The following is a 23,202-nucleotide window of genomic DNA, read 5'->3' on the forward strand; positions in this document are numbered from 1 at the left end:
GTTCTCGCGCCTCGACCGGACCGATTCGCGCCCGGTCCTCGCGGGTCAGTGGCCGAGGACCTCGCGCATCCGGTCGATCTCGACGGTCTGTTCGGTGGCGACCGAGGTGGCGAACTCGTTGAGCGTGAGGTCGGAACCGACCGTGAGCAGGTTGGTGGCCATCTCGATGGCGCCCTGGTGGTGCGCGGTCATCATCCGCACGAAGAGCCTGTCGAAGTCGGGGCCACGGCTGGCGGCGAGCTGCCGCATCGCCTCGGGTGACTGCATGCCGCGCATGGCGCCGTGGTCGTGGCCCTCGACCTCCGCCGGTAGGCCGCGGGTCTGCAGCCAGCCCCGCATCATGCCCATCTCCGGTCCCTGGCTGGCCCGGATGCGCTCGGCGAGGGCGCGGATGTCGGGGTCGGCGGCGCGGTCGGTGGCGAGTTCCGCCATCGCGAGGGCCTGCGCGTGGTGCGGGATCATCATCCGGACGAACACGACGTCCAGCGAGTTGTGCGGCGCGGGGCCGGCGTCGCGGACCTCGTGGGCCGGGCGGGTGGCGGCGGCCTCTCCCGGGCGGCCGGGGGCGATGACGGTCAGGTCGGTGGGGACCGGGGCGGCCGTCGGCGAGGTGGGGGTGGCGGGTGCGGTGGCCGACCGGGCGGCGCCGGTCGGGGCGTCGCTCCCGGCGCGGCTCACGACGACTGTCACGAGCGCGAGCAGGAGCGCCAGTGTGACGGCCGCCAGGGTCCTTGCGCGCCGATCAGTCATGGGCCACTCCCTGGAGTCGAGGTCATCGCGATGCTATCCATTGACGGAGGCACTTCAATGTGACCCGCATCACATCGACGTTCTTCGTCGGACGGTAAGGTGTCGACAATCATCTCCCCCTTGCGAAGGGCCTCGCCGATGATCAAACTCCACATGCCACGGCCACGACACCTGCGCGTCGTGGCGCTCGCCACGACCGGGGTCCTCGTCGCCAGCGCGCTCGTCGCTCCGGCGAGCAACGCCCAGGTGGCGCCGCCGTCGGCCCCCACCGCCACCGCGATCCCCGGCGTCGACGAGATCGTCAGCAGCCCCAACCTGCGGCAGATCGCCAACGTGCCGAAGGTCGCCCCCCTGGACGCGACGAACAGCGACATCGCCTTCCAGGGCAGGTACGCGTTCGCCGGCAACTACAACGGCTTCGTCATCTACGACATCTCGCGGCCCAGCGCCCCGACGGTCACGGCCCGGGTGCTCTGCCCGGGGTCGCAGAACGACATCTCCGTGCACGGCGACCTGCTCTTCCTCTCCACCGACTCGCCCCGCAGCGACGACTCCTGCAACAGCACCCCGGGGGCACCGACCGAGAAGGGCTCGTGGGAGGGCATCAAGGTCTTCGACATCAGGGACAAGGCCAACCCGCGTTACATCAAGTCCGTCGAGACGGCCTGCGGCTCGCACACCCACACCCTGGTGCCGGGCAAGGACCGCAAGGCCATCTACCTGTACGTCTCGTCGTACAGCCCGCGAGCCGAGTTCCCGGACTGCCAGCCGCCGCACGACTCCATCTCCATCGTCAAGGTTCCGGTGAAGAAGCCGACCGACGCGGCAGTGGTCGCGACGCCGAACCTCTTCCCGGACGGCGGCTTCCCCGGCAGCGGGACCGGCTCGGCGACGACCGGGTGCCACGACATCACCGCCTACCCGTCGAAGGACCTGGCCGCCGGCGCCTGCATGGGTGACGGCATCCTGCTCGACATCAAGAACCGGGAGGCGCCCCGGGTCATCAACCGGGTCCGGGACACCGTCAACTTCGCGTTCTGGCACTCGGCCACCTTCAACAACTCCGGCACCAAGGTGGTCTTCACCGACGAGCTGGGTGGCGGCGGGGCGGCGACCTGCAACGAGGCCATCGGCCCCAACCGGGGCGCGGACGCCATCTACGACATCGCCGGCCGCGGTGACGCCCGGGCAATGACCTTCCGCAGCTACTACAAGATCCCCCGGGTCAACGCCGACACCGAGAACTGCGTGGCGCACAACGGCTCGCTGGTGCCGGTGCTCGGCCGCGACATCATGGTCCAGGCGTGGTATCAGGGCGGCATCTCGGTCTGGGACTTCACCGACTCGGCCAACCCGAAGGAGATCGCCTTCTGGGAGCGGGGCCCGCTCTCGGCGGACACGTTCGTCGGCGGTGGCACCTGGTCCGCGTACTACTACAACGGCCACATCTACTCCAACGACATGGTCAAGGGCCTGGACGTCCTGGAGCTGAACGACTGGCGGACCTGGTCGGCCAAGCTGACCCGCTACAACGAGCTCAACGTGCAGACCCAGCCCAGCTACCTGGGCTGGTAGGCACCAAGCACGACACCGGGCCCGGCCCTCGAATCCGCAGGGCCGGGCCCGTCCACGTTCCCAGGGGGTACGCGCGTCAGGGCACGGCCAACTGGTAACGGCGCTCGCCACCGCCCGCGGTGATCAGTCGAACCTCACCGCTGCGCAGGCCGTACGTCACCGACCAACGGGTATGCCCCTGCCGAACGGCGGCGAGGATGCGGTGCGCCGCGTCGGCGTCCACCACCGCGCCCGCGTCGGTGAGCACGGCGGCGATCTGCCCGTACCGGCGGTCCTCCCGGCGGCGCTGCTCGGGCACCCCTGCGACCGGCACGTTCGTGAGCGCCTGCCAGCCACCCGTGCCCCGCTCCACCCGCATCTCCCCGTCCACGAACTCGACCACGGCGGATGCGCCGGACGCGTCGGCCAGCAGGTAGTGCAGCGGCGGCCCTCCGTCGAAGTCGAGGTTGTGCCGGGTGAACACGGCAACGGCCTCGTCGACCGTCGCGGCCCGGTCCAGCACCAACCGCAGGATCCGCACCGAACCGACAGTGGGTCTGCCCGCGACCGGGCGGGCGGTCGCCGCGTCGTCCGCCGCCAACCCCACGGCGAGGCCCCGCTCGTTCATGCCGTCGAAGGGCAGCAGCGGCGCGTCGAGCAGCCGACGGTCACCGGCCGGGTCCGCGCCGACCCCGAGGTAGGAGATGTCGACGAGCGACACGGCCGCGTAGCCGTCCGGCGGGTCGGTCCGCAGCACCAGCGCCGGGTTGGCGTCCCAGTCGAAGTTGCGGGCGAACAACGGCCGCGCCGGGTCACCGGCGGCGACGAACAGCGAGCAGCCGAACGGACTGGGCGGGGCCGCGTCGGTCCCCACCGTCGGGTCGTATGCCCCGACGTACGTCATCTCGTACAGCGGCAGGTCGTCGACCCGGCGCAGGCTGGCCATAGTCTGCTCGGCCTGGGCGGCGTCCTGGCGGGAAGCGGCCGGGGTGGCGGCCGGCGACCCGACGCGCGACGGGCCCGCCGGCCCGGATGTGGCACAGGACGTCAGGGCGAGCAACAGGGCCGTCGCAACGGCCGGCAGGGTCCTCCGCATACCCGTTGGACGCTATGGCAGCGGTAGACGGTTGTCCACCGCGCTGTTTCACCCCGGCCGCCCCCGAGTTCACCTTTGCTCCGCTTCAACGGGCAGGGCGACGGGCCGCCAACGGTGCGGCTCGTCACCCCAGCGGGGGCGGCGACGCCGCCGGCCGGACGCTGTGCGAACGTGGTCAGACGTGACGACCGCAGCCCCGCCCGAACCGACCACGCGCTGGCGGCCCCACCCGCTGGATCTGGTGGCGGTCGTCCTCGCCGTCCTCGGCGCCGCCTGCGCGCTGAGTGGGCTGCTGCCCCGGGCGGAGACCACCGCCACCCTGCACCGGATCCTGCCGCTGCTGCTCTTCCTCGGCACGGTGATCGTGCTCGCCGAACTGACCGCCGTGGCCGGCGTCTTCGACGTGCTGGCCAGCCGACTGGCCATCGCCTCCCGGGGCAGGTGGGCGGCGCTGTTCCTGCTCTGCGGCGGCCTCGCCACGCTGACCACCCTCGTGCTCAACCTCGACACGACAGCCGTGCTGCTCACCCCCGTGCTGCTCGCGCTGGCCCGCAACCTGCGCGTCCCGGCCGCCCCGCTCGCGGTCACCACGGTCTGGCTGGCGAACACCGCGAGCCTGCTGTTGCCGGTGTCGAACCTGACGAACCTGCTGGCCGCCGACCGGGTCGGGTTGACGCCGCTGGCCTACGCCGAGCGGATGGCGCTGCCGCAGCTCGCCGCCGTGGCGGTCACCATGGCGCTGCTCTGGTACGCGTGGTGGCGGCGGGACCGGCCGGCCGGCGGGCGTTTCGTACCGCCGGCCCGGCATGTGCCGCCGGATCCGGTGCTGCACCGCGTCGCGCTCGCCGGCTGTCTGCTCTTCGTCGCCGGCATCCTCGCCGGGGTGGAGATCGGTCTCGCCTCCGCCGTCGCGCTCGCGCTGGTGCTCGTCGGGTTCGTCGTCCGCTCCCCCGCCACGCTGCGCCCGAAGCTGGTGCCGGTGCGGCTGCTGCTCTTCGTCGTCGGCCTGTTCCTGGTGGTGCAGACCATCGGTCAGCACGGTTTGGACGACCTGGTCGGCAGCCTGCTCGGTACCCACGGCGGCACGCTCGGCGAGCTGCGCGCGGGCGGCACGGGCGCGGTGCTGGCCAACCTGGTCAACAACCTGCCCGCCTACCTGGCCGGTGAGTCGGTGTTGCCGCCGGGCGATCACACCCGCCTGCTGGCGCTGCTGATCGGCACCAACGTCGGCCCGCTGGCCGTCCCCTGGGCGTCGCTGGCCACGCTGCTGTGGTTCGAGCGGTGCCGGGCGGCCGGGGTGGCGGTGCCGATGCGGCGGTTCGTGCTGACCAGCACGCTGCTCGCGGTGACCGCCACGGTCGCGGCGGTCGGCGCGCTGCTCCTGGTGAACTGATCCGCTATTGAATGGTTCTCACTCTATTGCGACGGATAAACCACCGAGACGTGTTATCGACCGAAAGCGCGAGATGACCGTTTATGCTGGTTCGACACCGATACGAGTAGGAGAACCGATGACAGCGCACCACGAGCTGGACACAGCCCAGACGGCCCCTTCGGACTACCGCCCGCCGACGATCCAGCGCCTGGGCACTCTCGCCGAGTTGACCAAGGGCGGCACCGTCGGCCCGGACGACGGCCTGGGTGGCGGCGGCGACGGTTCGCTCTGACCCGTCACCGCCCGCCATCGTGGGAGGACCGCCGTTGCTCACGATCCGCCGGGCACAGCGCCGGTTCGGTCGTCGAGTGATCTTCACCGACCTGGACCTCGACGTCCCGGTCGGTGCCCGGGTGTTCCTGGGCGGCAACAACGGATCCGGCAAGACCACGCTGCTGCGGTGCCTGTCCGGCACGCTGACCCTCAGCGCCGGACAGGCCACCGTCGGCGGCCACCCGGTCGGCTCACTGCCCGCCCGACGCCTGACCGCTGTCTGCCTCGCCCCGGAGCAGGGCCTCTACGAGCAACTGTCGGCGCGGGAGAACGTGGCCCTCGTCGCCCGGCTCCGGCTGCCCCGGCGAGCCGTCCGCGCGGCCGTCGCCCGCGTCGAGGCCGAACTGGACCTGGCTGGCTACGCCACCGTCCCCGTGCAGCGGTGCTCGGCCGGAATGCGCGCCCGGGTCAGCATCGCGCGGGCTCTCGTCGCCGAGCCCGCGCTCCTGCTGCTCGACGAGCCGGGCCGTTCCCTCGACGAGCGGTCGCGGCTGCTGTTGTGGCAGGCGCTCGACCGGCGGCCCGAGCTGGCCTGCGTGATCGCCTCGCACCTCGCCGACGACCGCGACCGGTGCCAGTCCGCCCTGACCCTCACGGCCACCCGATGACGACGCCGACCACGCCGGCCGCGACCACCCGTCGACCCGTCGATCGCCGAGCCGCCGGCGCCAGTGGTGTCGCGATGATCCTCGCCCTGGTCCGCCGTGACCTCGGCGACCCCCGGCAGTTCCGGCTGCCGCTGCTGCTGGACCTTGCCTTCGGGGTGGTGAACCTTGTCGTCTTCCTGTTCATCTCCCGGGTACTCACCCCCTCCTCGGGCACCGACCTCGCCCACTCGCCCAGCTACTTCGACTTCGTGGCGGTCGGCATCACCTTTCTGCTCGTCCTGCAGGCCGCCACCACGCAGCTGACCGGCCGGGTGATCCGCGAACAGCGCGGGGGGACACTTGAGGTGCTCGCCGCCCAACCCGTGCCGGTCACCGTGCTGGCCATCGGGACCGCCGGCTACCCGTTCCTGTTCGCCCTGCTGCGCTCAGTCGTCTACCTGGCGATCCTCGGCTCCGTGCTCGGTCTGCGCACCGACCGGGCCGACTGGTGGGGAGTCGCGGTGCTGCTGATCGCCGGCACCGCGTCGGTGCTGGGCATCGGCATCGCCCTCGCGGCGTTCACCGTCGCCGTCGGGCACGGCGACGCCGCCGCCCGACTGTTCGTCGTCGGGCTCACCTTCGTGTCCGGCACGTACTTCCCGGTCTCCGAACTCCCCGGGCCGCTGCCGGAGCTGACCGCCGTGCTGCCCAGCCGGATCGCCCTGGACGGCCTGCGCGCCGCGCTGGCCGGCGGCGACTGGGCCTGGTCGGCCGTGGCGCTGCTCGGTGCCACCGCACTCCTGGTGCCGCTGTCGAGCTGGGCCTTCGCGGGGGCGCTGCGGGTCGCCGCCGGCCGCGGCGCCCTGAAACGCGATTGAGGTACGACATGCTCCGTCCGACACCGTTCGACCTCGCCACCGGGACGCTGCTCGGTGTCGGCCCGCCACCGCCGCGTCGGCAGGTGCCGGCCGGCGTGCCGGATCCGTTGGGCGCGCTCGACGCCGCGGTGCTGGCCGGCCTGACCCGCCCACCGTGTGTGGTGAGCTTCTCCGGTGGGCTGGACTCGTCGCTGATCCTGGCGGTGGCCGTCCGGGCGGCCCGCCGGGAGGGGTTGCCCGACCCGGTCCCGGTCACCTGGCGGTTCACCGGGGCACCCCGGGCCGACGAGTCGGACTGGCAGCAACTGGTGATCGGGGCGCTGGGGGTCGGCGGGTCGTGGCAGATCCTGCGGGCCGACGACGACCTGGACCTGGTCGGGCCGGTGGCTCGCCGGTTGCTGCACCGCCACGGGGTGGTCCACCCGGTCAACCTGCACCTGCACCTGCCCATCGCCGAGCTGGCGGCCGGCGGATCGCTGCTCACCGGCGCCGGCGGCGACCAGATCCTGGCCGGGTGGCGTCGTCCACAGGCGTCCTCGCTGCGCGGCCGGCTCTGGTGGCTGCGGCACGCCGCGCGTACCCGGCAGGGGCCGGCGGAGATGTTTGCCTGGCTGCGGCCGACAGTCGCCCGCCAGGCGTATCGGGCGCAGCGCGCGGAGCAGCGTGCCGAGCCGAGCCGCCTGCGGCAGCGGATCGCCTGGCACACCCGGCGGCGGGACCTCCGGATGACCTGCTCGGCCCTGGCCGCGCTGGCCGTCGAGCACGAGGCGACCGCGATCCAGCCGCTGCTCGACGAGGGTTTCCTGGCGGCGCTGGCGCTGCGCTACGGCGGCCACCGGAACGTCGGCCGGGACCGGCTGCTCGCGGAGATCGTCCAGGGAGCCGTGCCGGCGGAGGTCACCGCGCCGCGCCGCAAGGCCCGCTTCCTCGAGGTGTTCTTCCGGACGCCGACCCGGGAGTTCGTCCGATCCTGGGACGGCTCGGGCGCCGACGAGGAGTTTGTGGACGCGGAGGCTCTCCGGGCGCTCTGGTCGCAGTGGCCGATCCCCGGCGGCACCGCCAGCCTGGTCCAACAGCTCTGGCTGGCCGCCAACCCGCCCGACTCCGCCCGCCGGCCGGAGCGTTCCGACATCGACGTGGAGGTCACACCGTGACAGAGCAGGAGATCGTGCACCGGGTCGACCCGGACCGGGTGGCCTGGCGGGTCGCCGGTGACGAGGTGGTCGTGCTGGACACCCGCAACTCGGTCTACTTCGGGCTGGATGCCACCGGCGCGCTGCTGTGGCGAAGAACCGCGCCGCCTGCGCCAGCGGGTCGCCTGGCACACCCGGCGGCGGGACCTGCGAACGACCTGCTCGGCGCTGACCGAGCTGGCCGCCGAGCACCGGGCGACCGCGATCCAGCCGCTGCTCGACGAGGGATTCCTGGCCGCGCTGACGCTGCGCTACGGCGGCCACCGGAACATCGGCCGGGACCGGCTGCTGTCGGAGATCGTCCAGGGCGCCCTACCGGCCGAGGTCACCGCACCGCGCCGCAAGGCCCGCTTTCTCGAGGTGTTCTTCCGGACGCCGACCCGGGAGTTCGTCAGCTCCTGGGACGGCTCCGGGGTCGACGAGGAGTTGTGGACACGGAGGCACTCCGGGCGCTCTGGTCGCACTGGCCGATCCCCGGTGGCACCGCCAGCCTGGTCCAACAGCTCTGGCTGGCCGCCAACCCGCCCGACTCCGCCCGCCGGCCGGAGCGTTCCGACATCGACGTGGAGGTCACATCGTGACAGAGCAGGAGATCGTGCACCGGGTCGACCCGGACCGGGTGGCCTGGCGGGTCGCCGGTGACGAGGTGGTCGTGCTGGACACCCGCAACTCGGTCTACTTCGGGCTGGATGCCACCGGCGCGCTGCTGTGGCGAAGACTCGCGACCGGCGCCACAAGTGCCGAGCTGGTCACGGCCCTCGTGGAGACCGCCCCGGTGGACCGGGAGCGGGCCCGAGCCGACGTGGCCGCGTTCCTGGCGGACCTGCGCGGGCACGGGCTGCTGGTCGAGCGGCCCTGACCGACCCCGTCGGCCGGACGGGACGACAGGTGCCGCCGGGCGGGTTGACTGTGTGAACCAGCCAGCGGTCAGCCGCGACCGCCGCGCCGGGCCGCGCGGACCTCGCCCAGCGCGGCCGGGAGTCGTCCGGCGTTGCGGGCCAGCCGGCCGAGGTGCGCCAGCAGCAACCCGACCGGGCCACGTCGGGCCAGCGGGCTGTCGTGCCGCATCGACGCGGGCGTCGGGATCAGCCGCGGGCCGAGGTGCCGCAGCCGGTCGACCACGGTGGGCAGTTCGGCGAGCTGCGCGATCGTCAGGGCAGCGGGCGAGGCGCGGTGAGCCCGCAGCCACAGCGCCGGCGTGCCCTGCCTGGGCAGGGCCAGCGTGTCGGCCAGGGTCGCGCCCGCCGCGGTCAGGCGTAGGCCGAGCGCGAACGACGGCAGCGCTCCGGTCAGCGCGGCGAGGTCGGCCGCCGCTCGCCAGGTGCCGACGGGAAAGACCTCAAGCGCCCGCAGCAGGTCGGCACGCGGCCGCTCGGAGAGGCCCGGCGCGGCGGCGTGCAGGGCGACCAGCAGGGCGGCGCCCACCTCATCCGGCACGGTGACCACGCCGCCGGCCAACCTGATCCGTTCCGCCGAGCCCCACAGCCCGGTCCACAACGCCTCCGCGTCGGCGACCCCGTGAAAACCGCGGTGCAGGTCGACGGTGAGCGCCAGCGGGCCGGGCATCCGCCAGGGGCGCTCGTACCAGTGCGACCGGTGGTCCGGCCGCCCCTCCGGGAGCGCGCTGGTACCGCCGAGGTCGGCAAGCGCCCGCTGCGCGAGGTCGAAGGAGGCGGGGGTGACCAGCAGGTCGATGTCGGTGTAGACCCGGTGCCCCTCCTGGCCCAGCCGGCGGGCCAGCCCGGCCCCCTTGAGCAGGACGGCTTGCACCCCCCGGTCGGCAAGTGCGGCGGTGACGCCGACCGCGGCCCTGTCGAGGCTCAGGCAGCGCACCGCCTCCGGCCGGGCGCTCACCGGGTCGCTCCCACGGCCGAGGTGGCGACGACGGTGTCGGCGAGCAGCCGGTGGGTGTCGGCGAGGGCGACCCAGTCGCGCGGCCGGGTCAGCTCCCACGCCGGCAGGGCGGCGAGCGACAGCAGCGCGGCCGGGTCGGAGGGCAACTGCCCGAACGACCGCTGGCGGGCGAGCCGGGCCAGCAGGGCGGCGCCGGGCAGCCGGGTCAGGGTGACCGCGGCGCCCCAGCGCAGGAACAGCCAACCGCCCAGCGGGACGCGGGACGCGATCGGCGGCAGCCCCACCCGCAGCAGGTCGCCGGACCGGACCGGTCGGGTGGGCAGGCTCGCCCCGGGCACCGGCTGCCGCAGGTCGACACAGCGCGGGCCGGCGAGGGCGTCGGCGCCGTCGACGACCAGGATGTCGTCGGTCAGGATCGGCACGCCCCGGGCGGCCAGGGCGGCGAGCAGGCTGCTCTTGCCCGCGGTACGCGGGCCGAGCACCGCCCAGGCCCGGCCGGCGAGCACGAACGCGCCACTGTGGAACGTCTCCCGACCGGCCCACCTGTTGACGGTGGTCGCCACCGGCGCGAGGTACGGGTGGGCCAGCACGTCCGGGGCGAGCGGCGGCCCGTAGAAGGTGGCGGTGCCGCGCAGTCGGTCCACGGCGAGGGTGCGCCCGTCGGCGAGGATCCGGGTGCCCCGCCGGTCGTCCAGCGGCACCGGCGGTGGTGGCGGCACGTCCACCTGGCCGACCCGCACGGCGGGCCACCCGAGGGCCGCGCCCTCGGCCGGAGGCAGCTCGGACACCTCGTCCAGCCCGTGCACCCGCAGCCCGTAGACGCCTCGTCCGGGTGTCGGCATGATCTCCCCGCTCATCGTCTGCTCAACGATCATGGGCAACGGCACGGTGCGGGTGGCGCTCGTCGTGACGCGCCACCCGCACCCCTATTCGGTGAGCGTCAGCGGAAGGTGCCGCTGTCGATCGTCACCTTCTGCGACTCCTTCAGCCGCTTGGCGTCCGCCGCGCGCTGCTTGGTCGCCTTGGTGCCCTTCGCCGATGGCGCCACCGTCGGGACCACGCCCCCGCCGATGGCGTCCACGTCGTACGCCACCCACCACGACCCGGGGGTGTCCACCGCGAAGCTCAACGCGATGTGGATCGACGCACCCGGTGCGAGCCCACCCAGGTCGATGGGGATCGTCAGGGTGGTGCCCAAACCGCCACCCGGCGGGCTGGTGGCTGGCGTGTCCATCGCCAGGTTGCGCACCAGCAACGTCCGGCCGTCACTGATGGTGATCGACGTGGTCGCGTTTGTCGGGTTGACCAACCGCAGGTTGGAATGCACCTGCGGCGACGACCCACCGGGGTACGGCGCGCCGTTCAGCGCGCTCAGCGACGTGATCCGGATCCGCGCCTGGGTGATCGGCGCGGACGACCTGTTGGTGAGCGTCCGCCGGATCACCAGGCTGTTCGCGGTGCGGACCCGGTTCGGCGCGGCCGACACGGCCACGTTCGGGTCGAACAGCGTCGACTGCACCGCGGCGTTCTGCTGGTAGGTGCCCAGCGTGTTCTGCGGTGAGGGACTGCCGAGTGTGGACGGAACCCCGTTGATCGGCCCGATTACCGTGGCGACGAGTCGGAAGTCGGCCACGTTGTTGGCGGTGTCCTTCAGGTTGCCCCCGATCCGCAGTCGGTTCCAGGCGAAGGGGACGAATGGCGGCGAGTTGAAGGCGGGCAGTGGTGGGCCTTCGGAGAAGCCCGCCGTCGAGCCCGCCCGGTCGGTGACGGTGTCCGCCCCATCCGGTGCGACAAGCCGGAAACCGCCCTGGCCGAGGCTGGGGACGATGAGGTCGGGTTGGATGTTGAACAGGGAGTAGTCGCTGGCGGCGATCAGGTAGCCCCGCTTGGGCGGCAGTGGCCGCGCGCTGCCCGGGATGGTGATGGACAGCCCACCGGGTGCCTCCACCTTGAACCCGGCGATCGGCAGGTTGATCGCCGTGCCGTTCACGATCGAGACGAACTGGTCGTTGATGCCGCCGATGCCGGACTGCGCGAACTGGTCGATGACCACCTGGCGGGGTGCGGCCGAGACCTCGATGACGACCTCGTTGGACACCGACTCGCCCAGCGGGCCGGTCCCGTCGTACTGCGCCCGGAACTGGTTGTGCCCGAACGCCGGCACGTAGATCTGGAAGGTGGCCACGTTGAGGGTCAGCGGGAAGGTGCCCAGGGGGGTCTCCACCCCGTTGGGCAGCTCGTCGATGAGCGTGACGCTGCCCTCGGCGACGCCGGGGCCGACGATGACCTGGAACTGCACCGAGTTGCCGAAGAACGTGGCGTTCGTGGACACGCTCAGGGTGGCCACGCTCTTGGGCTGGATCAGGATCCGGATCGCCTGCTCGGCGGCGAAGCCATTGGCGTCGGTCACCCGGACCGTCGACGGGAACGCGCCGACCGCCGTCGGCCGGCCGGACAGCAGGCCGGTCGTGGCATCGAGGATCAGCCCGGGCGGTAGCGACCCGGCCGGCAGCGACCAGGTGAACGGCCCGGTGCCACCGATCACGTTGAGCTGGTCGGAGTAGGGGGCGTCGACCTCACCCAGCGGCGGCGCCGGGAAGCCCAGGAGCGGCGCCTTGTTGACCACCAGGGTGATCAGCCGGGTGCCGGTCTCGCCGGCCGAGTCGACGACCCGGATCACCACCGGGTAGACCCCGGCGGTGGTCGGGACGCCCGAGATGCCGTTGGTGACGGGGTTCAGGGCGATGCCGGGGGGCATGGTGCCCAAGTCGACGCTCCAGACGTACGGCGGCACCCCGTGCGTGATGTTCAGGGTCGCGGTGTACGCGATCCCGACTGTCGCGTCGTTCGGGTGGTTGAACAGCAGCGTCGGCGACACGTTCGCGATCACCTCGTCCGACAGCGCGGACTCGGGGCCGATGCCCTCGGCGGTGCGGGCCGCCACCGTGAACCGGTAGGCGGTGGTGGGGAACAGCCCGGTGACCGTGTTGGTGGTCGCCGCCCCGAAGCTCTGGGCCGGCCCCCGATTGCCGCCGACCCAGGGGGTGACGATGTAGCCGGTGATCGGTGAGCCGCCGTTCGGGCCGGGCGTCCAGCTCAGCAGGGCCGTGGCGGTGTCGGCGGTGACCGCGATGATTGTCGGCGCGCTCGGCAGCGCCATGATCTTGGCGGCCGTGGAGGGCTTACTGGCCGGGCCGACGCCCTCGGCGTTCTTCCCGGCGACAGTGAAGGTGTAGGTGCCCTTGGCGGTCAGCCCCTCGACCTTCTGGGTGGTCGTCGACGCGTCGAAGGTGACGGTCTTCGCCTTCTTGCCGTTGCGGTACGCGGTGACCAGGTAGCCGGTGAGGGCCGAGCCGCGGTCAGCCGGCGCCTTCCAGTTCACCGTCGCCGTCCCGGCCCGCCAGGAGGCGGTCGGCTTGGCCGGAGCGGCCGGTGGCTGCGCCGGGGCGGCCGCCGCGGCGATCCGCTCCATGGTGACGGCCGGCGCTGTCACCGGCGCCGACACGGGTGTGGGGGTGCGACTCGGGGCGCGGGCCGAGGCCGCCGTGGGTGCGACGAGCAGGCTGACGAACAGCGCCAGGATTGCGGCGCAGGCCGTGACGGCCCGTGGACGGGCACGGAGCACTGGGGACATTGATGTTTTCTCCCTCTCCCGGGGATGAGGGCCACCGCGGACGGGGAAGGAGACAGGCGACCAGCTGATGGTCCTCGGCGGCCACGCGCCTACTGCCCCCGGCCGCAGGGCGACTGGCGGAGATCCGACCGTCACTCACGGAATGGCTTTCGCGTATTGAGTGACGAATCTCTATTCACTCCTACCAGTTTTCCCAGGTCAGGCCACATTCGGGCGGGGAAAGTGTCCAGCCGTGGGCGGAGGCTGTCCGAATTGCGACTGCCGTCGCGTCCTTTTGACGGCGGACGCGACGGCAGGGCCTCGGTCAGTCCCGGCGCACCGCGAGCTGAAGCTCGGTGACGCCCTGCTCCGGCTGGTCCGGGCAGTAGTCCAGGTACAGCTCGCGGGCGAAGCCGTCGGCGCGGTAGCCGTTGTCGTCGATCCAGCGGGCGAGCACCTGGATGCTCTGGTCGGCGTCGTCCATCGCGCCGTGGTGGACGATCGTCGCGGCGGCGCCCAGCGCGGGCAGGTCGCGTACCTCGACATCGGCACCTGTCGCCAGGCCGACGGCGACGGTCACCCCGGCGTGCACGAGCACCGCGTCGCCGTCGCCCGGCGCGGCCGGCTCGTACCAGGCGATTGCCGGCCCCGTCGGGGTGATCCCGGCGTCGGCCAGCCGGCGGAACAACTCCGGGTAGAGCGGACCGATCACCGGCGTGATGTCCTGGCTCTGGTAGCTCGCCGCGAGCGCGGTCAGCTCCGCGACGCGCACCGGCGCGATCTCCTTCAGAACGACGTCCTGCGTACTCATCGTGCCCTCCGACTCGATCATCCGGAGCCTCGCCTCGACCGCGGCCAGCCGGGCGGCGTCCGCGGCCAGTTGCTCTTCCAACTGGGTACGCCTCAGCCGCAGCATCCCGCGCAGCTCGACCACGTCGACGGCGTCGTCGACGATGACCCGCACCTGCTCGAGGGTGAGGCCCAGCTCCTTGAGGGCGATCACCCGGTTGAGCCGGCGCAGTTGGTCCGCGCGGTAGAACCGGTATCCGGTGTGGGCGTCGACGACGGCCGGACGCAGCAGCCCGATGCTGTCGTAGTGACGCAGCATCCGCACCGACACCCGGCCCAGTCGGGCGAAGTCTCCGATGGTGAACATGGTCCCCTCACGCTCGTCCCTGACACGGTGTCAGAGTCAAGCGTGGGGTCAACCGACCGACGAGCGGCGGGCCGGCCGCGGGCCGACCAACCGGCGGACCATCGGCGCGGCGTTCCACCTGGCGGCGCCGACCAGGTCGCGGGCGTGCTCCAGGACCGTGTAGTCGGGACGGTCGAGCCCGTCGGCGATGGCCCGGTCGAGGTCGTTGCCACACCGGCTCAGCACGGTGTCGAAGTCGCGACGCACCGGCTCCTGCAGGTCGTAGCCGAAGGAGCGGTGCAGCCGGGCGAAGAGCGGCTTGTACAGCCGGACCCGCTCGTGCAGCCCCGACGAGTACGACATCGGGTTCTTCGGCCGGCGCAGGACGTAGTCGGGCAGCACGTCGGCGAACGCCCGCCGGACGATCCACTTCTCCTGCCCGTCGCGCAGCTTCAGGCTCAACGGCAGTCGCATCGCCAACTCCACCACGCTAAGGTCGAGAAACGGCACCCGCGCCTCCACCCCGTGGGCCATGGCGGCCCGGTCGACCCGCTGCAACTCGGTGCGACACAGGTTGCGGATCCGGTGCAGGAACAACCGACGCGCCGCGGCCGGCCCGACCTGGTGGTACATCGGGTACCCACCGAACAGCTCGTCGGAGCCGTCGCCGGTCAGCACCACCTTGACGCCCAAATCGCGCAGGCGGCGGAAGATCGGCACCGAGACGACCGCGTTGATGATGTCGCCGTACTCGGTCAACTCGGAGATCCGGATCGCCTCGCGCACGTCGGCGAGCCGGATGTCGCGCGGACGCAGCTCGACCACGACGTGTGGCACGTCCAGGTCGGCGGCGAGCCGCCGGGCGTACGCGACGTCGGGGCTGTCCGCGACGCCGACAGTCACCGCGACGCAGTCCGGGTGGATGTCGCGCACCTGGCGCAGCATCAGCGAGCTGTCCAGCCCACCGGAGAGCACCACTCCGACGGTCAGGTCGGTCTCCACCCGCATCCGGATGGCGTCGCTCAGCGCGGCACGGACGAGCAGGGCGGCCTCGTCCGGGTCGTCGATGACCGGCAGGCCCGCGCCGATGGTGAGCAGGTCGACGTACGGGTGGAGGCGGACGTGCCCGTCCGCCTCGGCCCACCCGTGGTGCCCGGGTGGCACCTCGACGATCGGAGCGCCGTGCCCGACGAGCGCCTTGACCTCGGAGGCGAGGTGCAGGCAGCCGGGCCGGCGGGACCAGTACAGCGGTTTGACCCCGAGCGGGTCGCGGGCCAGGTAGGCCCGGCCGGTGCTCCGCTCGACGGCCGCGAACGCGTACTCGCCGCGCAGTCGGGTCACCGCCGCCTCGCCCCACTGCTGGAACGCGGCGAGCAGCACCTCGGTGTCGCTCTCGGTGCGGAACGCCTGGCCCAGACGGGTCAACTGCGCGCGCAGCTCCCGGTAGTTGAAGATCTCGCCGTTGAAGCAGAGCAGCCAGCGCTCGTCGGTCGAGGTCCACGGTTGCACCGCCCGGTCCCGGTCGACGACGCGCAGGCGGCGGGTGCCGGCGAGCAGCCCGCGCTCGGACCGGGTCTCGGTGACCTCGCCGCGCGGGGCGAGGACGGCGAGCATCCGGCGAAAGGTCGCCGGGTCGGCCTCGGGGCCGATGCTCAGGGCGATGCCGCACACCGGCTCAGACCCCCATCTCGGCCTCGTACGCGCGGCGGAGGCGCCGGCGGGCGGCGGGTGCCAGGCACAGGTGCCACGCCTGCCCCTCGTCGATCACGTTGATCTCGCCGGCGTCCTGCCGGGCCAGCAGCACGTCCGCGAGCGCCTGCCGCGCGCCGAACCGTTCGAACCAGTTCAGCTCGACGTCGACGGAGTAGCCGAGACAGTGCCCGCTGGGCAGCATCGCGGCGTAACCCAGCCGACGCAGCCGGTACTGGTGTTCGGCACTGCGGACCAGGCTTGTCACCCACAGCGGCGGGGTGTTCGGCGGCGCGGCGGCGGCGAACTCCCGGGCGAGGTCGTTGAGCAGCGCCACCACCTCCCGGCGGGCGCGCCGGAACAGCAGCCCGGCGGTCTGCGGGGTGGCGTCCGGCTGCAGTCGACGTCGCAGCCCGCGGGCGGCGCGGCCCAGCAGGGTCGCGGGTTGCACCTGGTAGCGGAAACTCAGCAGGTCGCGGCGGCGCAGCCACTCCAGGTCGACCAACTCGGCGCTGCCGTTGACCTGGTCGTCGGTGACGAACGTCGGGGCGTCCTGCCACCACAGCACGTCGATGCGGGAGAGCAGGTAGATCCGCACCAGCGCGCCGAGGTCACGCGCCGAGGTGCGCTCGTTGGGCTGGTAGCGGGCCATCTCCAGCAGCAGCGTCTCGCGCGCACCGAGCAGGCCCTGCGGGGTGGCGTCGAGGACGGCGGCGAGCGCCGGCTCCCGCAACCGCTCGTCGATGAGCACCTGACGGGCCCGGGTGCTCGCCGCGTCGGCCAGGGCGCCCACCTCGACCAGCAGGTCGGCGACGGCGGCCCGGTAGGCGGCCAGGTCGGGCTCGGCGGCAGGCCGGTGGCGCGGGGTGAGGCCGGAGGGTCGGCGGCGGGGCGGCGCGGTGGGCGAGACGGGCTGTTGTCCCGGACTACGGCTGGGCACTCGCATGACGGGGGTCCCTTCTCCGCTCACGGCACTGGGTGGATCGCCCTGAACACACCGTAATCAGCCGGACCGGGATGGACCGAACAATCCTCCGATTCACCCCTAAGAGAGCGGGACCTCACGCTCGCGACTACGCCGAACGGTGGCACGGGCCGTACCAGCGCGTGATCAGACGCTGACAGATTGCCGCCATACTTCGTCAATGGCTTCCACCTCGATGACGGCGAACGAAACGGTTCGCGCGGTGAATCCCTTCGCGACGACCACACTGCGGACCGCCCTGGTGATCGTCGCGCACCCGGACGACGAGGCGCTGCTCTGCGGCGGCACCATCGCGCGCATGACCCAGGCCGGGATGGACGTCCACGTCGCCTCCCTGTCGCGCGGGGGGCAGGGCCGCGACAAGGCCTTCGACGCCTGCTGCGAGATCCTCGGGGCATCAGGTGAAGTGGGCGACCTGGCCTCCAACGACCTGCGTACCGACGGGGACCTGGTCACCATCACGGACGCGTTGATCGACGCTCGCCGCCCGGATGTCGTGATCACCCACGGCCCCGGCGGCGGGCAGAACCAGGACCACAACGCGATCTGCCACGCCGTGCGGATCTCCGTCAGCCGCAGCCGTCATCCGACGATGCTCCTCCTCGGCCACCCGACCTTCGCCACCACCGACTTCCGCCCGACCTTCTTCGTGGACGTCACGAACGTCTGGTGCGCCAAGATCGAGGCGCTCGCCGCGTATCGGCAGATCCTCGACCGGGACTACATGGCAGAGGAGTACCTACGGGTCAAGAGTCGGTGGTGGGCACAGGTGGCAGGCCGCGACCGAGGGCTGTGCGAGGCCTTCGAGGTCGGCCTGTGGCGACCCGCACCGGCTTGAGGCCTGTTTCATGAGAACTGGCCGGCCTGCGGCGGGCCCGGACGACGACCGGCGGCCAGGCCCTGCACCTCGGCGTACGACGGCAATCCTGACGGGGCGACGACAGCGCCCGCGCGGACCGCGTCGGCGGCGGCGACGGCCGCGGCGAGTGCGGCCCGAAACAGCAGGGAGCCGGTGCTGACCCGGGCGACCCCGGCCCCGCCCAGTTCGTCGAGCGTTGGCCCGCCCGGCTGGTACAGAGCGTTCAGCGGAGCGTCGATCCGCTCGGTGAGCACGCGCAGCGTCGCCAGGTCGACGGTGCCGGGCACGAAGATCCCGTCCGCCCCCGCGGCCCGGTAGGCACGGGCGCGGGCCAGGGTCTGCGGCAACGGGTCCGGCGTCCCGAGCCACCACGTGTCGACGCGGGCGTTGACGAACAGGTCCGGCACCGCCGCCTTCACCGCCGCCACCCGGTCGGCGACGCAGCCCGGATCGGCGAGCGTGCCGTCGGCGCGCCCGTCCTCCAGGTTGATCCCGACCACGCCCAGCCCGGCCAACTCCGCCACGTACCCGGCGACCGCCGCCGGGTCGTCACCGAACCCGGCCTCGACGTCGACGCTGAGCAGCACCGGCAGGCGGGCCAGGCGGCGGGTCAGGGCCAGGGTTTCCACGGCGGTGGCCGCGACGCCGTCGGGTCGCCCGGCGGTCGCGGCGACCCCGAGGCTGGTGGTGCCGATTGCCCGGTGGCCGCGCGCCGCGAGGGCCGCCGCCGACGCGTGGTCCCAGGCGTTCGGCAGCAGCAGCGGTCGGCCGCCGTGATGCAGGGCGCGGAACTCCGCACGCCTGTCGGTCATCGGACGCTCACCTCCAGGGTCCTCGCCACCGCCAGGGTCGGGTGCGGCTCGTGGCACAGTGGGGCCCGGGTGCGCCGGCAGCGGTCGCGCAGCACGTCGAGCACCCCGGTGGCGAGGGCCAGGGCGTGCCGGTCGCCGGGGCAGCCGCGCTCCCCCGCCCCGAAGGTCAGCAGGCCACCGTCGGGGCGACCCGGCCGGAACGCCGCCGGCTCGGCGAACACCGCCGGGTCACGGTTCGCCGCGTCGAAGCGCAGCAGCACCCGGCTGTCCGCCGGCAGCTCCCGCCCACCCAGTCGCACCGCGCTCGCGGTGACCCGCCGCGTCGCCCGTACCGGCGGATCCAGCCGCAGCACCTCGGCCAGCAGCTCCGGCGTCCGCGCCACGCCCGACGCGTCGCCGCCGGGCCGGGGCAGCAGGTGGTGGGCGGCGGCGCCGATCAGGCCGGCGCTCGCGTCGCACGCCTGGACCAGCAGGCCGATCACGTTCGCGCGCACCTCCGGCGCGGCCGGCGGCAGCACCGCCAGCAGCGTCGCCACCGCCCGGTCGGCCCGCCGCACCAGAGCCACGTCAACCCCCGGGTGGTACGCCGCCGCGACGACCGCGACCGCCGTCCCGGCGGCGACCGGGTCGACGAGACCGAGTCGCCCGGCCAGCACCCGCAACGGCACCGACCGGGCCAGTTCACGCATCACGTCGAGGCGGTCACCGGCGCGGTCCAGGACGGCGCCGGTCAGCCGAGCCGCCTCCTGCCGCAGCTCGTCCGGGTCCAGCGCGTCGAGCGCGGTGACCACGATCGAGCGGCGCTCGGCGTGCCGGCTCGGCGAGCTGAACCTGCTCACCGAGGCCCGCAGCCAGTCGAGGGTGCCGGGCGGACCGCCGGCGACCACCGGAACCTGGAAGGCCGGGTCGGTCAGGGCCGCCCGCACGTCCGCGTGCCGCGTCACCCACCACCCGCGCTCCGGCGCGAACGACGGCGGGCCGCACGCAGGTGTTCCGGCGGCGGGTGCGATGTCGGGCCAGGTGTCAGTCACCGCCCGACGGTAGAACCCGAACCCTTCGGTCCCCGCCGAACGATCCCGCCCCGGGGCGCGGCCGGCTCCCCGGCCAGCGGGTCAGGTTCGGCCGCTCGCCGCCCGGCGGATCAGGCGCTGCCGCTCGCTGGCCGGCGGGTCAGGCGCGGCCGCTCGCCGGTGCCGGGGGCGGGGTGGGCGCGAGGGTGGACGCGGGGACGTCGAGGGTTTCGGCGAGGGCGGCGCGGCCGGCCGGGGAGAGTCGGACCGCGCGGCCGGTGCCCGGGGTGATCCAGCCCAGGTCGGTGAAGCGGGCGCACAGCGCCGCGCCGAGCGCTCCGGCCAGGTGCGGGCGACGCTCGGTCCAGTCCAGACAGTCGCGGACCACCGGGCGTCGAGCGGCGCGCAGGGCACCCACAGGTACGCCCAGCTCGGTCGCCCACGCCCAACCCTCGGCGGTCACCGTCAACCCGCTGGAGCGGTCCAGTCGTCCGTCGGCCAGCAGCGCGTCGTACATCACCACGCCCAAGCGCCCGGCCAGGTGGTCGTAGCAGGTCCGGGCGTACGCCAGGGCGGCGCTGACGGTGGCCGCGCGCAACGACCCGGCCGGTGCCGGTGGGGCCGGAGCGTGCCCGGCCAGGTCCTCGATCAGCTGGGCCACCGACGGCCCGGCCAGCCGCAGGTAGCGGTGGCGGCCCTGCCGCTCCTCGACCAGCAGGCCGCCGTGGACCAGTCGGGTGAGGTGGTCGCTGGCTGTCGACGGCGCGACACCGGCGCGCCGGGCCAGCTCGCCGGCGGTCCAGGCCCGACCGTCGAGCAACGCCACGCAGATGCCGGCCCGGGTGCCGTCGGCCAGCAGGGCCGCCAACTCGGCCATTGCCCGGCCCTCGGTGCCAGCACTCATGCCGCCATCATCGCCCCGACGAGCGACGCGCCGACCACCCGGGTCCGGCGCGGTCCGCCGGGGATGGTGACGCGCTTGCCTGCCGCCCTACTCTGAAGGGGCCACGACGCCACTTCGGCAAGTCGGGGCCCTAGCGCCCACAGCCTGGGCGGATGGAAGCAGCCGCATGAACTGGACGACGTTCAGAAGCGCCCGCACCCCGCGCCGACTCCGCGCCGTGGCCGATCTGCGATTTCCGGCCAGCGCCCGCGAGCAGCTCCGGAACCAGTACCCCCATCTCGGCGACGACGACATCGCCGTCGTCGAATCCGCGACCCGGCAGTGGTTCCGGCTGGCGGTCCGCCAGAGCGGTCCGAAGCTGGCGATGCCGTCGGTGGTCGTGGGCGACCTGTGGCAGGCGCTGACCCTGCACACGCAGGACTACGCCACCTTCTGCGACGCGGCGTTCGGGCACCCTCTGGACCACCAGCCGAGGTCCGCGACGAGCGACGACCCGACCGACGCCGGCCGCCGCACCCTGCTGCTCGCCACGCTGAACCACGCACGCCGGGACGAGGACGGTGGCCCGACCAGCCTTCCCCTGCTGTTCCGGGTCGACGACGAGCTTCGCATCCCGGGCGGCAGGCGCTACCTGGCCGACTGCGGAGGCCGTGGCGAATGCTTCCCGGTTGCCGAACGGGTCTGCCTGCAACACCTCGCGGGGCTCGGCAAGCGGCCCAAGCCAGGCGGCATCCGCGGCGATCTGCCCTTCCTCGACGGCCGCCACGGCTACGCCGGCGGCGCGGGTGGCTCGGGCGGCGGCGACTTCAGCGACGGCGGGGGCGGGGACGGCGGGGGCAGCAGCAACTGAGCCCGGCCACCTGCCGGGCCCGCTCGCCCGCGACAACGCACCCGGGACGGTCCGCGCCGCGGGCCTAACGGGCGCGGCGTTCCGCGTCCGCGTGCCACCAGGCGGGCGGGCTCGGGTTGGTGGCCGCCGCGCTCGCCTGGTCCGGGTGCAGGCCGAGTCCACGCAGCGCGGCAGCCCGGACACGGACGCCGACCCAGCCGTGCCAGCGGCCGTCATCGCCAAGGCCACAGGTCAGGTCGACGGCGACCGCGTCCGACAGGAAGGGCATCCAGTCGATGCCCCGATCACGTAGTCAAGCGCGGACGGCGGCCATCGGCTGCGGGCAACCCCTGGTGTTCGGATAGGCCGCGATGGTGATCCACTCAGTGTCCGGAGCGTTCATGGCGACCATGATCCCTGCTGTCGTCCGGCTTCGGAAGTGCGATCCGTGGGCCCGGGCCATCGCCGCCGCCGCTGCCGCCAGCCCACCGTGGCCCGCACGGCCGTCCGGCAGGCGTCGACCAGATCCGCGTCGAGTTCGACGGCGTGCCGCGCCTGGTATTCGGCCGGCATCGACACCGTGCGGCTCTCGGACGTGACCCGCTCGACCCAGCCGCCCCGGAGCACGTGCGGCGTGAGCACCCGATCCGCGCTGTCCAGGTCGGCAAGGAGCGTCGGCAGGTCGATCCGGTCCGGTTGACCGCCGCCGAGCCCCGCGAAGATCCTCTCGTACGGGCCGCCCTCGAACCCCACTGTGGACGAGACGCCCAGGAGCACCCGTCCCTCGCCCGGCGGGCCGACCGCCGCTGGCGCGTCGCCGGCCCGCAGTGCGCTGAACGGAAGGTCGGCGAACCACCCGTGCGCCGACCAGAGGACGAGCGTCCTCCCGGGCGGGCTGACGTGCACCCGCCACGCGTCGCCGCGCACACCCGTCCAGTCCGGCCACCGTCGGCAGAAGTAGTCACTGGCGCCACTCGCCCACCGGCGCGCCAGGCCGGACTCCCGCAGGCACCTGAGGTGGCACTGGCCGTACCGGTCGTCGGTGCCGGACCGGTCCGGTCCGAGGAAGTACGGCGCCAGGTAGAAATCCTGACCCGACAGGCCGAGCGACAGCCGGCCGCAGAAGCAGCACTGCGCAGGGACAGCCCCGTCACGCACCTGAACGTCGGGGGAACCGACATCCCGCACCCGGAACCCCCGCTCCGCCGACGACACGCCGAACTTTAGCGGAGCCGGGTCAGCGGCGTCACCGTCCGATCCGATCCGTCGTAGCTGCGGGCGGCGTCGAAGTCACCCGTCGGGCGCTGCCCACCCGCGACGCCACGGGCCGCCCGCAGGTCCGCGTCGCGGAACCGCAGGGCCAGGCTCAGGTGCGGCACCCACACCCCCGGGGCGTGCCACGGGCGGTGTCCGTCGGCCTCGGCGAGGACGTCCCAGACGGCGGCGTGCAGCCTGGTCAGCGCCGGCGTCGGCCGGACGAGCCAGACCAGCGGGGCGCTGCCGTCGAGGACGACGACGCGGTCGAGCGCGACCGGCACCGGCAGCCCGGCGTCGAACACCTCGGCCAGGCGGTCCTCGACCCCGGGCGAAAACTCGTCGACGGCGGCGAGGGTCAGGTGCGGCCGATTGGTCGGGTGGATGTTGCGCGCCAGGCTGGGCAACCCGGCGGCGGCCAATCGCTGCCAGACCGCCCGGACGGCAGTCTCCAACCCGGGCGAGCAGACCAGTTCCACCGTACGCACGCGC

The 23,202-nt window shown here is 73.3% G+C and carries 24 protein-coding genes; 10 read left to right on the top strand and 14 right to left on the bottom strand.

Annotated features, from left to right (window positions below):
- Window positions 1-45: 45 nt before the first annotated feature.
- Window positions 46-750 carry a DUF305 domain-containing protein gene (locus ACLQ29_RS24810; protein WP_425773872.1) on the bottom strand — a complete coding sequence of 235 codons (705 nt, stop codon included), beginning with the start codon at window positions 748-750 and terminating at the stop codon, window positions 46-48.
- Between the two features lie 138 nt (window positions 751-888).
- Between ACLQ29_RS24810 and ACLQ29_RS24815 the strand changes: the two genes are divergently transcribed.
- Window positions 889-2,325: an LVIVD repeat-containing protein gene (locus tag ACLQ29_RS24815; RefSeq protein WP_425773873.1), complete on the top strand. Its 1,437-nt coding sequence runs from the start codon at window positions 889-891 to the stop codon at window positions 2,323-2,325.
- A 76-nt stretch (window positions 2,326-2,401) separates the two neighbouring features.
- Here the strand turns inward: ACLQ29_RS24815 and ACLQ29_RS24820 are convergent, their stop codons facing one another.
- The gene (locus tag ACLQ29_RS24820; protein ID WP_425773874.1) at window positions 2,402-3,400 is read right to left on the bottom strand and encodes a linear amide C-N hydrolase; all 999 of its coding nucleotides are present in this window, start codon (window positions 3,398-3,400) and stop codon (window positions 2,402-2,404) included.
- Window positions 3,401-3,581: 181 nt separating this feature from the next.
- Here ACLQ29_RS24820 and ACLQ29_RS24825 point away from each other — a divergent pair, with 181 nt between their 5' ends.
- From ACLQ29_RS24825 to ACLQ29_RS24855, 7 genes are all read left to right on the top strand, one after another.
- Window positions 3,582-4,793, top strand: coding sequence for an SLC13 family permease (locus ACLQ29_RS24825; RefSeq protein ID WP_425773875.1), 1,212 nt, complete (start codon window positions 3,582-3,584; stop codon window positions 4,791-4,793).
- A 118-nt stretch (window positions 4,794-4,911) separates the two neighbouring features.
- Window positions 4,912-5,067 (top strand): lasso RiPP family leader peptide-containing protein, encoded by a 156-nt coding sequence (locus tag ACLQ29_RS24830; protein ID WP_393370570.1) that lies wholly within the window; start codon window positions 4,912-4,914, stop codon window positions 5,065-5,067.
- A gap of 34 nt (window positions 5,068-5,101) precedes the next feature.
- Window positions 5,102-5,716, top strand: coding sequence for an ABC transporter ATP-binding protein (locus tag ACLQ29_RS24835; RefSeq protein WP_393370573.1), 615 nt, complete (start codon window positions 5,102-5,104; stop codon window positions 5,714-5,716).
- On the top strand, window positions 5,713-6,573 hold the full coding sequence (locus ACLQ29_RS24840) for an ABC transporter permease (RefSeq protein WP_425773876.1): 861 nt from the start codon (window positions 5,713-5,715) through the stop codon (window positions 6,571-6,573). The genes ACLQ29_RS24835 and ACLQ29_RS24840 overlap by 4 nt, the downstream gene beginning before the upstream one ends.
- Before the next feature lie 8 nt (window positions 6,574-6,581).
- The gene (locus ACLQ29_RS24845) at window positions 6,582-7,727 is read left to right on the top strand and encodes an asparagine synthase-related protein (RefSeq protein ID WP_425773877.1); all 1,146 of its coding nucleotides are present in this window, start codon (window positions 6,582-6,584) and stop codon (window positions 7,725-7,727) included.
- A gap of 467 nt (window positions 7,728-8,194) precedes the next feature.
- Complete coding sequence (locus ACLQ29_RS24850) at window positions 8,195-8,347, top strand: hypothetical protein (protein WP_425773878.1); 153 nt, start codon at window positions 8,195-8,197, stop codon at window positions 8,345-8,347.
- Entirely contained in the window at window positions 8,344-8,625 is a 282-nt protein-coding gene (locus ACLQ29_RS24855; protein WP_357249010.1) for a PqqD family protein, read from the top strand. The genes ACLQ29_RS24850 and ACLQ29_RS24855 overlap by 4 nt, the downstream gene beginning before the upstream one ends.
- 68 nt (window positions 8,626-8,693) lie before the next feature.
- Here the strand turns inward: ACLQ29_RS24855 and ACLQ29_RS24860 are convergent, their stop codons facing one another.
- From ACLQ29_RS24860 to ACLQ29_RS24885, 6 genes are all read right to left on the bottom strand, one after another.
- Window positions 8,694-9,620, bottom strand: coding sequence for a nucleotidyltransferase family protein (locus tag ACLQ29_RS24860; RefSeq protein ID WP_425773879.1), 927 nt, complete (start codon window positions 9,618-9,620; stop codon window positions 8,694-8,696).
- Window positions 9,617-10,495 (bottom strand): hypothetical protein, encoded by an 879-nt coding sequence (locus tag ACLQ29_RS24865; protein ID WP_425773880.1) that lies wholly within the window; start codon window positions 10,493-10,495, stop codon window positions 9,617-9,619. Before ACLQ29_RS24865 ends, ACLQ29_RS24860 begins: the two co-directional genes overlap by 4 nt.
- A 65-nt stretch (window positions 10,496-10,560) precedes the next feature.
- Window positions 10,561-13,254 carry a fibronectin type III domain-containing protein gene (locus ACLQ29_RS24870; RefSeq protein ID WP_425773881.1) on the bottom strand — a complete coding sequence of 898 codons (2,694 nt, stop codon included), beginning with the start codon at window positions 13,252-13,254 and terminating at the stop codon, window positions 10,561-10,563.
- Window positions 13,255-13,558: 304 nt separating this feature from the next.
- Window positions 13,559-14,389: a MerR family transcriptional regulator gene (locus ACLQ29_RS24875; protein WP_425773882.1), complete on the bottom strand. Its 831-nt coding sequence runs from the start codon at window positions 14,387-14,389 to the stop codon at window positions 13,559-13,561.
- Between the two features lie 48 nt (window positions 14,390-14,437).
- The gene (locus ACLQ29_RS24880; RefSeq protein WP_425773883.1) at window positions 14,438-16,039 is read right to left on the bottom strand and encodes an asparagine synthetase B family protein; all 1,602 of its coding nucleotides are present in this window, start codon (window positions 16,037-16,039) and stop codon (window positions 14,438-14,440) included.
- Window positions 16,040-16,043: 4 nt separating this feature from the next.
- Entirely contained in the window at window positions 16,044-17,003 is a 960-nt protein-coding gene (locus ACLQ29_RS24885; protein WP_425773884.1) for a DUF5715 family protein, read from the bottom strand.
- 199 nt (window positions 17,004-17,202) lie between these two features.
- On the opposite strand from ACLQ29_RS24885, the gene ACLQ29_RS24890 reads away from it, so the two are divergent.
- Window positions 17,203-17,880: a PIG-L deacetylase family protein gene (locus ACLQ29_RS24890; protein WP_425773885.1), complete on the top strand. Its 678-nt coding sequence runs from the start codon at window positions 17,203-17,205 to the stop codon at window positions 17,878-17,880.
- Window positions 17,881-17,888: 8 nt separating this feature from the next.
- On the opposite strand, the gene ACLQ29_RS24895 is transcribed toward ACLQ29_RS24890, so the two are convergent.
- The 3 genes from ACLQ29_RS24895 to ACLQ29_RS24905 form a co-directional block, all read right to left on the bottom strand.
- Complete coding sequence (locus tag ACLQ29_RS24895) at window positions 17,889-18,713, bottom strand: isocitrate lyase/PEP mutase family protein (protein ID WP_425773886.1); 825 nt, start codon at window positions 18,711-18,713, stop codon at window positions 17,889-17,891.
- Window positions 18,710-19,744 carry a cytochrome P450 gene (locus tag ACLQ29_RS24900; RefSeq protein WP_425773887.1) on the bottom strand — a complete coding sequence of 345 codons (1,035 nt, stop codon included), beginning with the start codon at window positions 19,742-19,744 and terminating at the stop codon, window positions 18,710-18,712. The genes ACLQ29_RS24895 and ACLQ29_RS24900 overlap by 4 nt, the downstream gene beginning before the upstream one ends.
- 139 nt (window positions 19,745-19,883) lie before the next feature.
- Window positions 19,884-20,627: an ArsR/SmtB family transcription factor gene (locus ACLQ29_RS24905; protein WP_425773888.1), complete on the bottom strand. Its 744-nt coding sequence runs from the start codon at window positions 20,625-20,627 to the stop codon at window positions 19,884-19,886.
- A 217-nt stretch (window positions 20,628-20,844) separates the two neighbouring features.
- Between ACLQ29_RS24905 and ACLQ29_RS24910 the strand changes: the two genes are divergently transcribed.
- Window positions 20,845-21,477 carry a hypothetical protein gene (locus ACLQ29_RS24910; RefSeq protein WP_425773889.1) on the top strand — a complete coding sequence of 211 codons (633 nt, stop codon included), beginning with the start codon at window positions 20,845-20,847 and terminating at the stop codon, window positions 21,475-21,477.
- 64 nt (window positions 21,478-21,541) lie between these two features.
- On the opposite strand, the gene ACLQ29_RS24915 is transcribed toward ACLQ29_RS24910, so the two are convergent.
- From ACLQ29_RS24915 to ACLQ29_RS24925, 3 genes are all read right to left on the bottom strand, one after another.
- The gene (locus tag ACLQ29_RS24915) at window positions 21,542-21,745 is read right to left on the bottom strand and encodes a hypothetical protein (RefSeq protein WP_425773890.1); all 204 of its coding nucleotides are present in this window, start codon (window positions 21,743-21,745) and stop codon (window positions 21,542-21,544) included.
- A 110-nt stretch (window positions 21,746-21,855) separates the two neighbouring features.
- Entirely contained in the window at window positions 21,856-22,671 is an 816-nt protein-coding gene (locus ACLQ29_RS24920) for a hypothetical protein (RefSeq protein ID WP_425773891.1), read from the bottom strand.
- Window positions 22,672-22,679: 8 nt separating this feature from the next.
- Window positions 22,680-23,198 carry a 2'-5' RNA ligase family protein gene (locus tag ACLQ29_RS24925; protein ID WP_425773892.1) on the bottom strand — a complete coding sequence of 173 codons (519 nt, stop codon included), beginning with the start codon at window positions 23,196-23,198 and terminating at the stop codon, window positions 22,680-22,682.
- Between the last annotated feature and the right edge of the window lie 4 nt (window positions 23,199-23,202).

The organism is Micromonospora sp. DT228 (genome assembly GCF_049841595.1).
Classification (GTDB): domain Bacteria; phylum Actinomycetota; class Actinomycetes; order Mycobacteriales; family Micromonosporaceae; genus Micromonospora.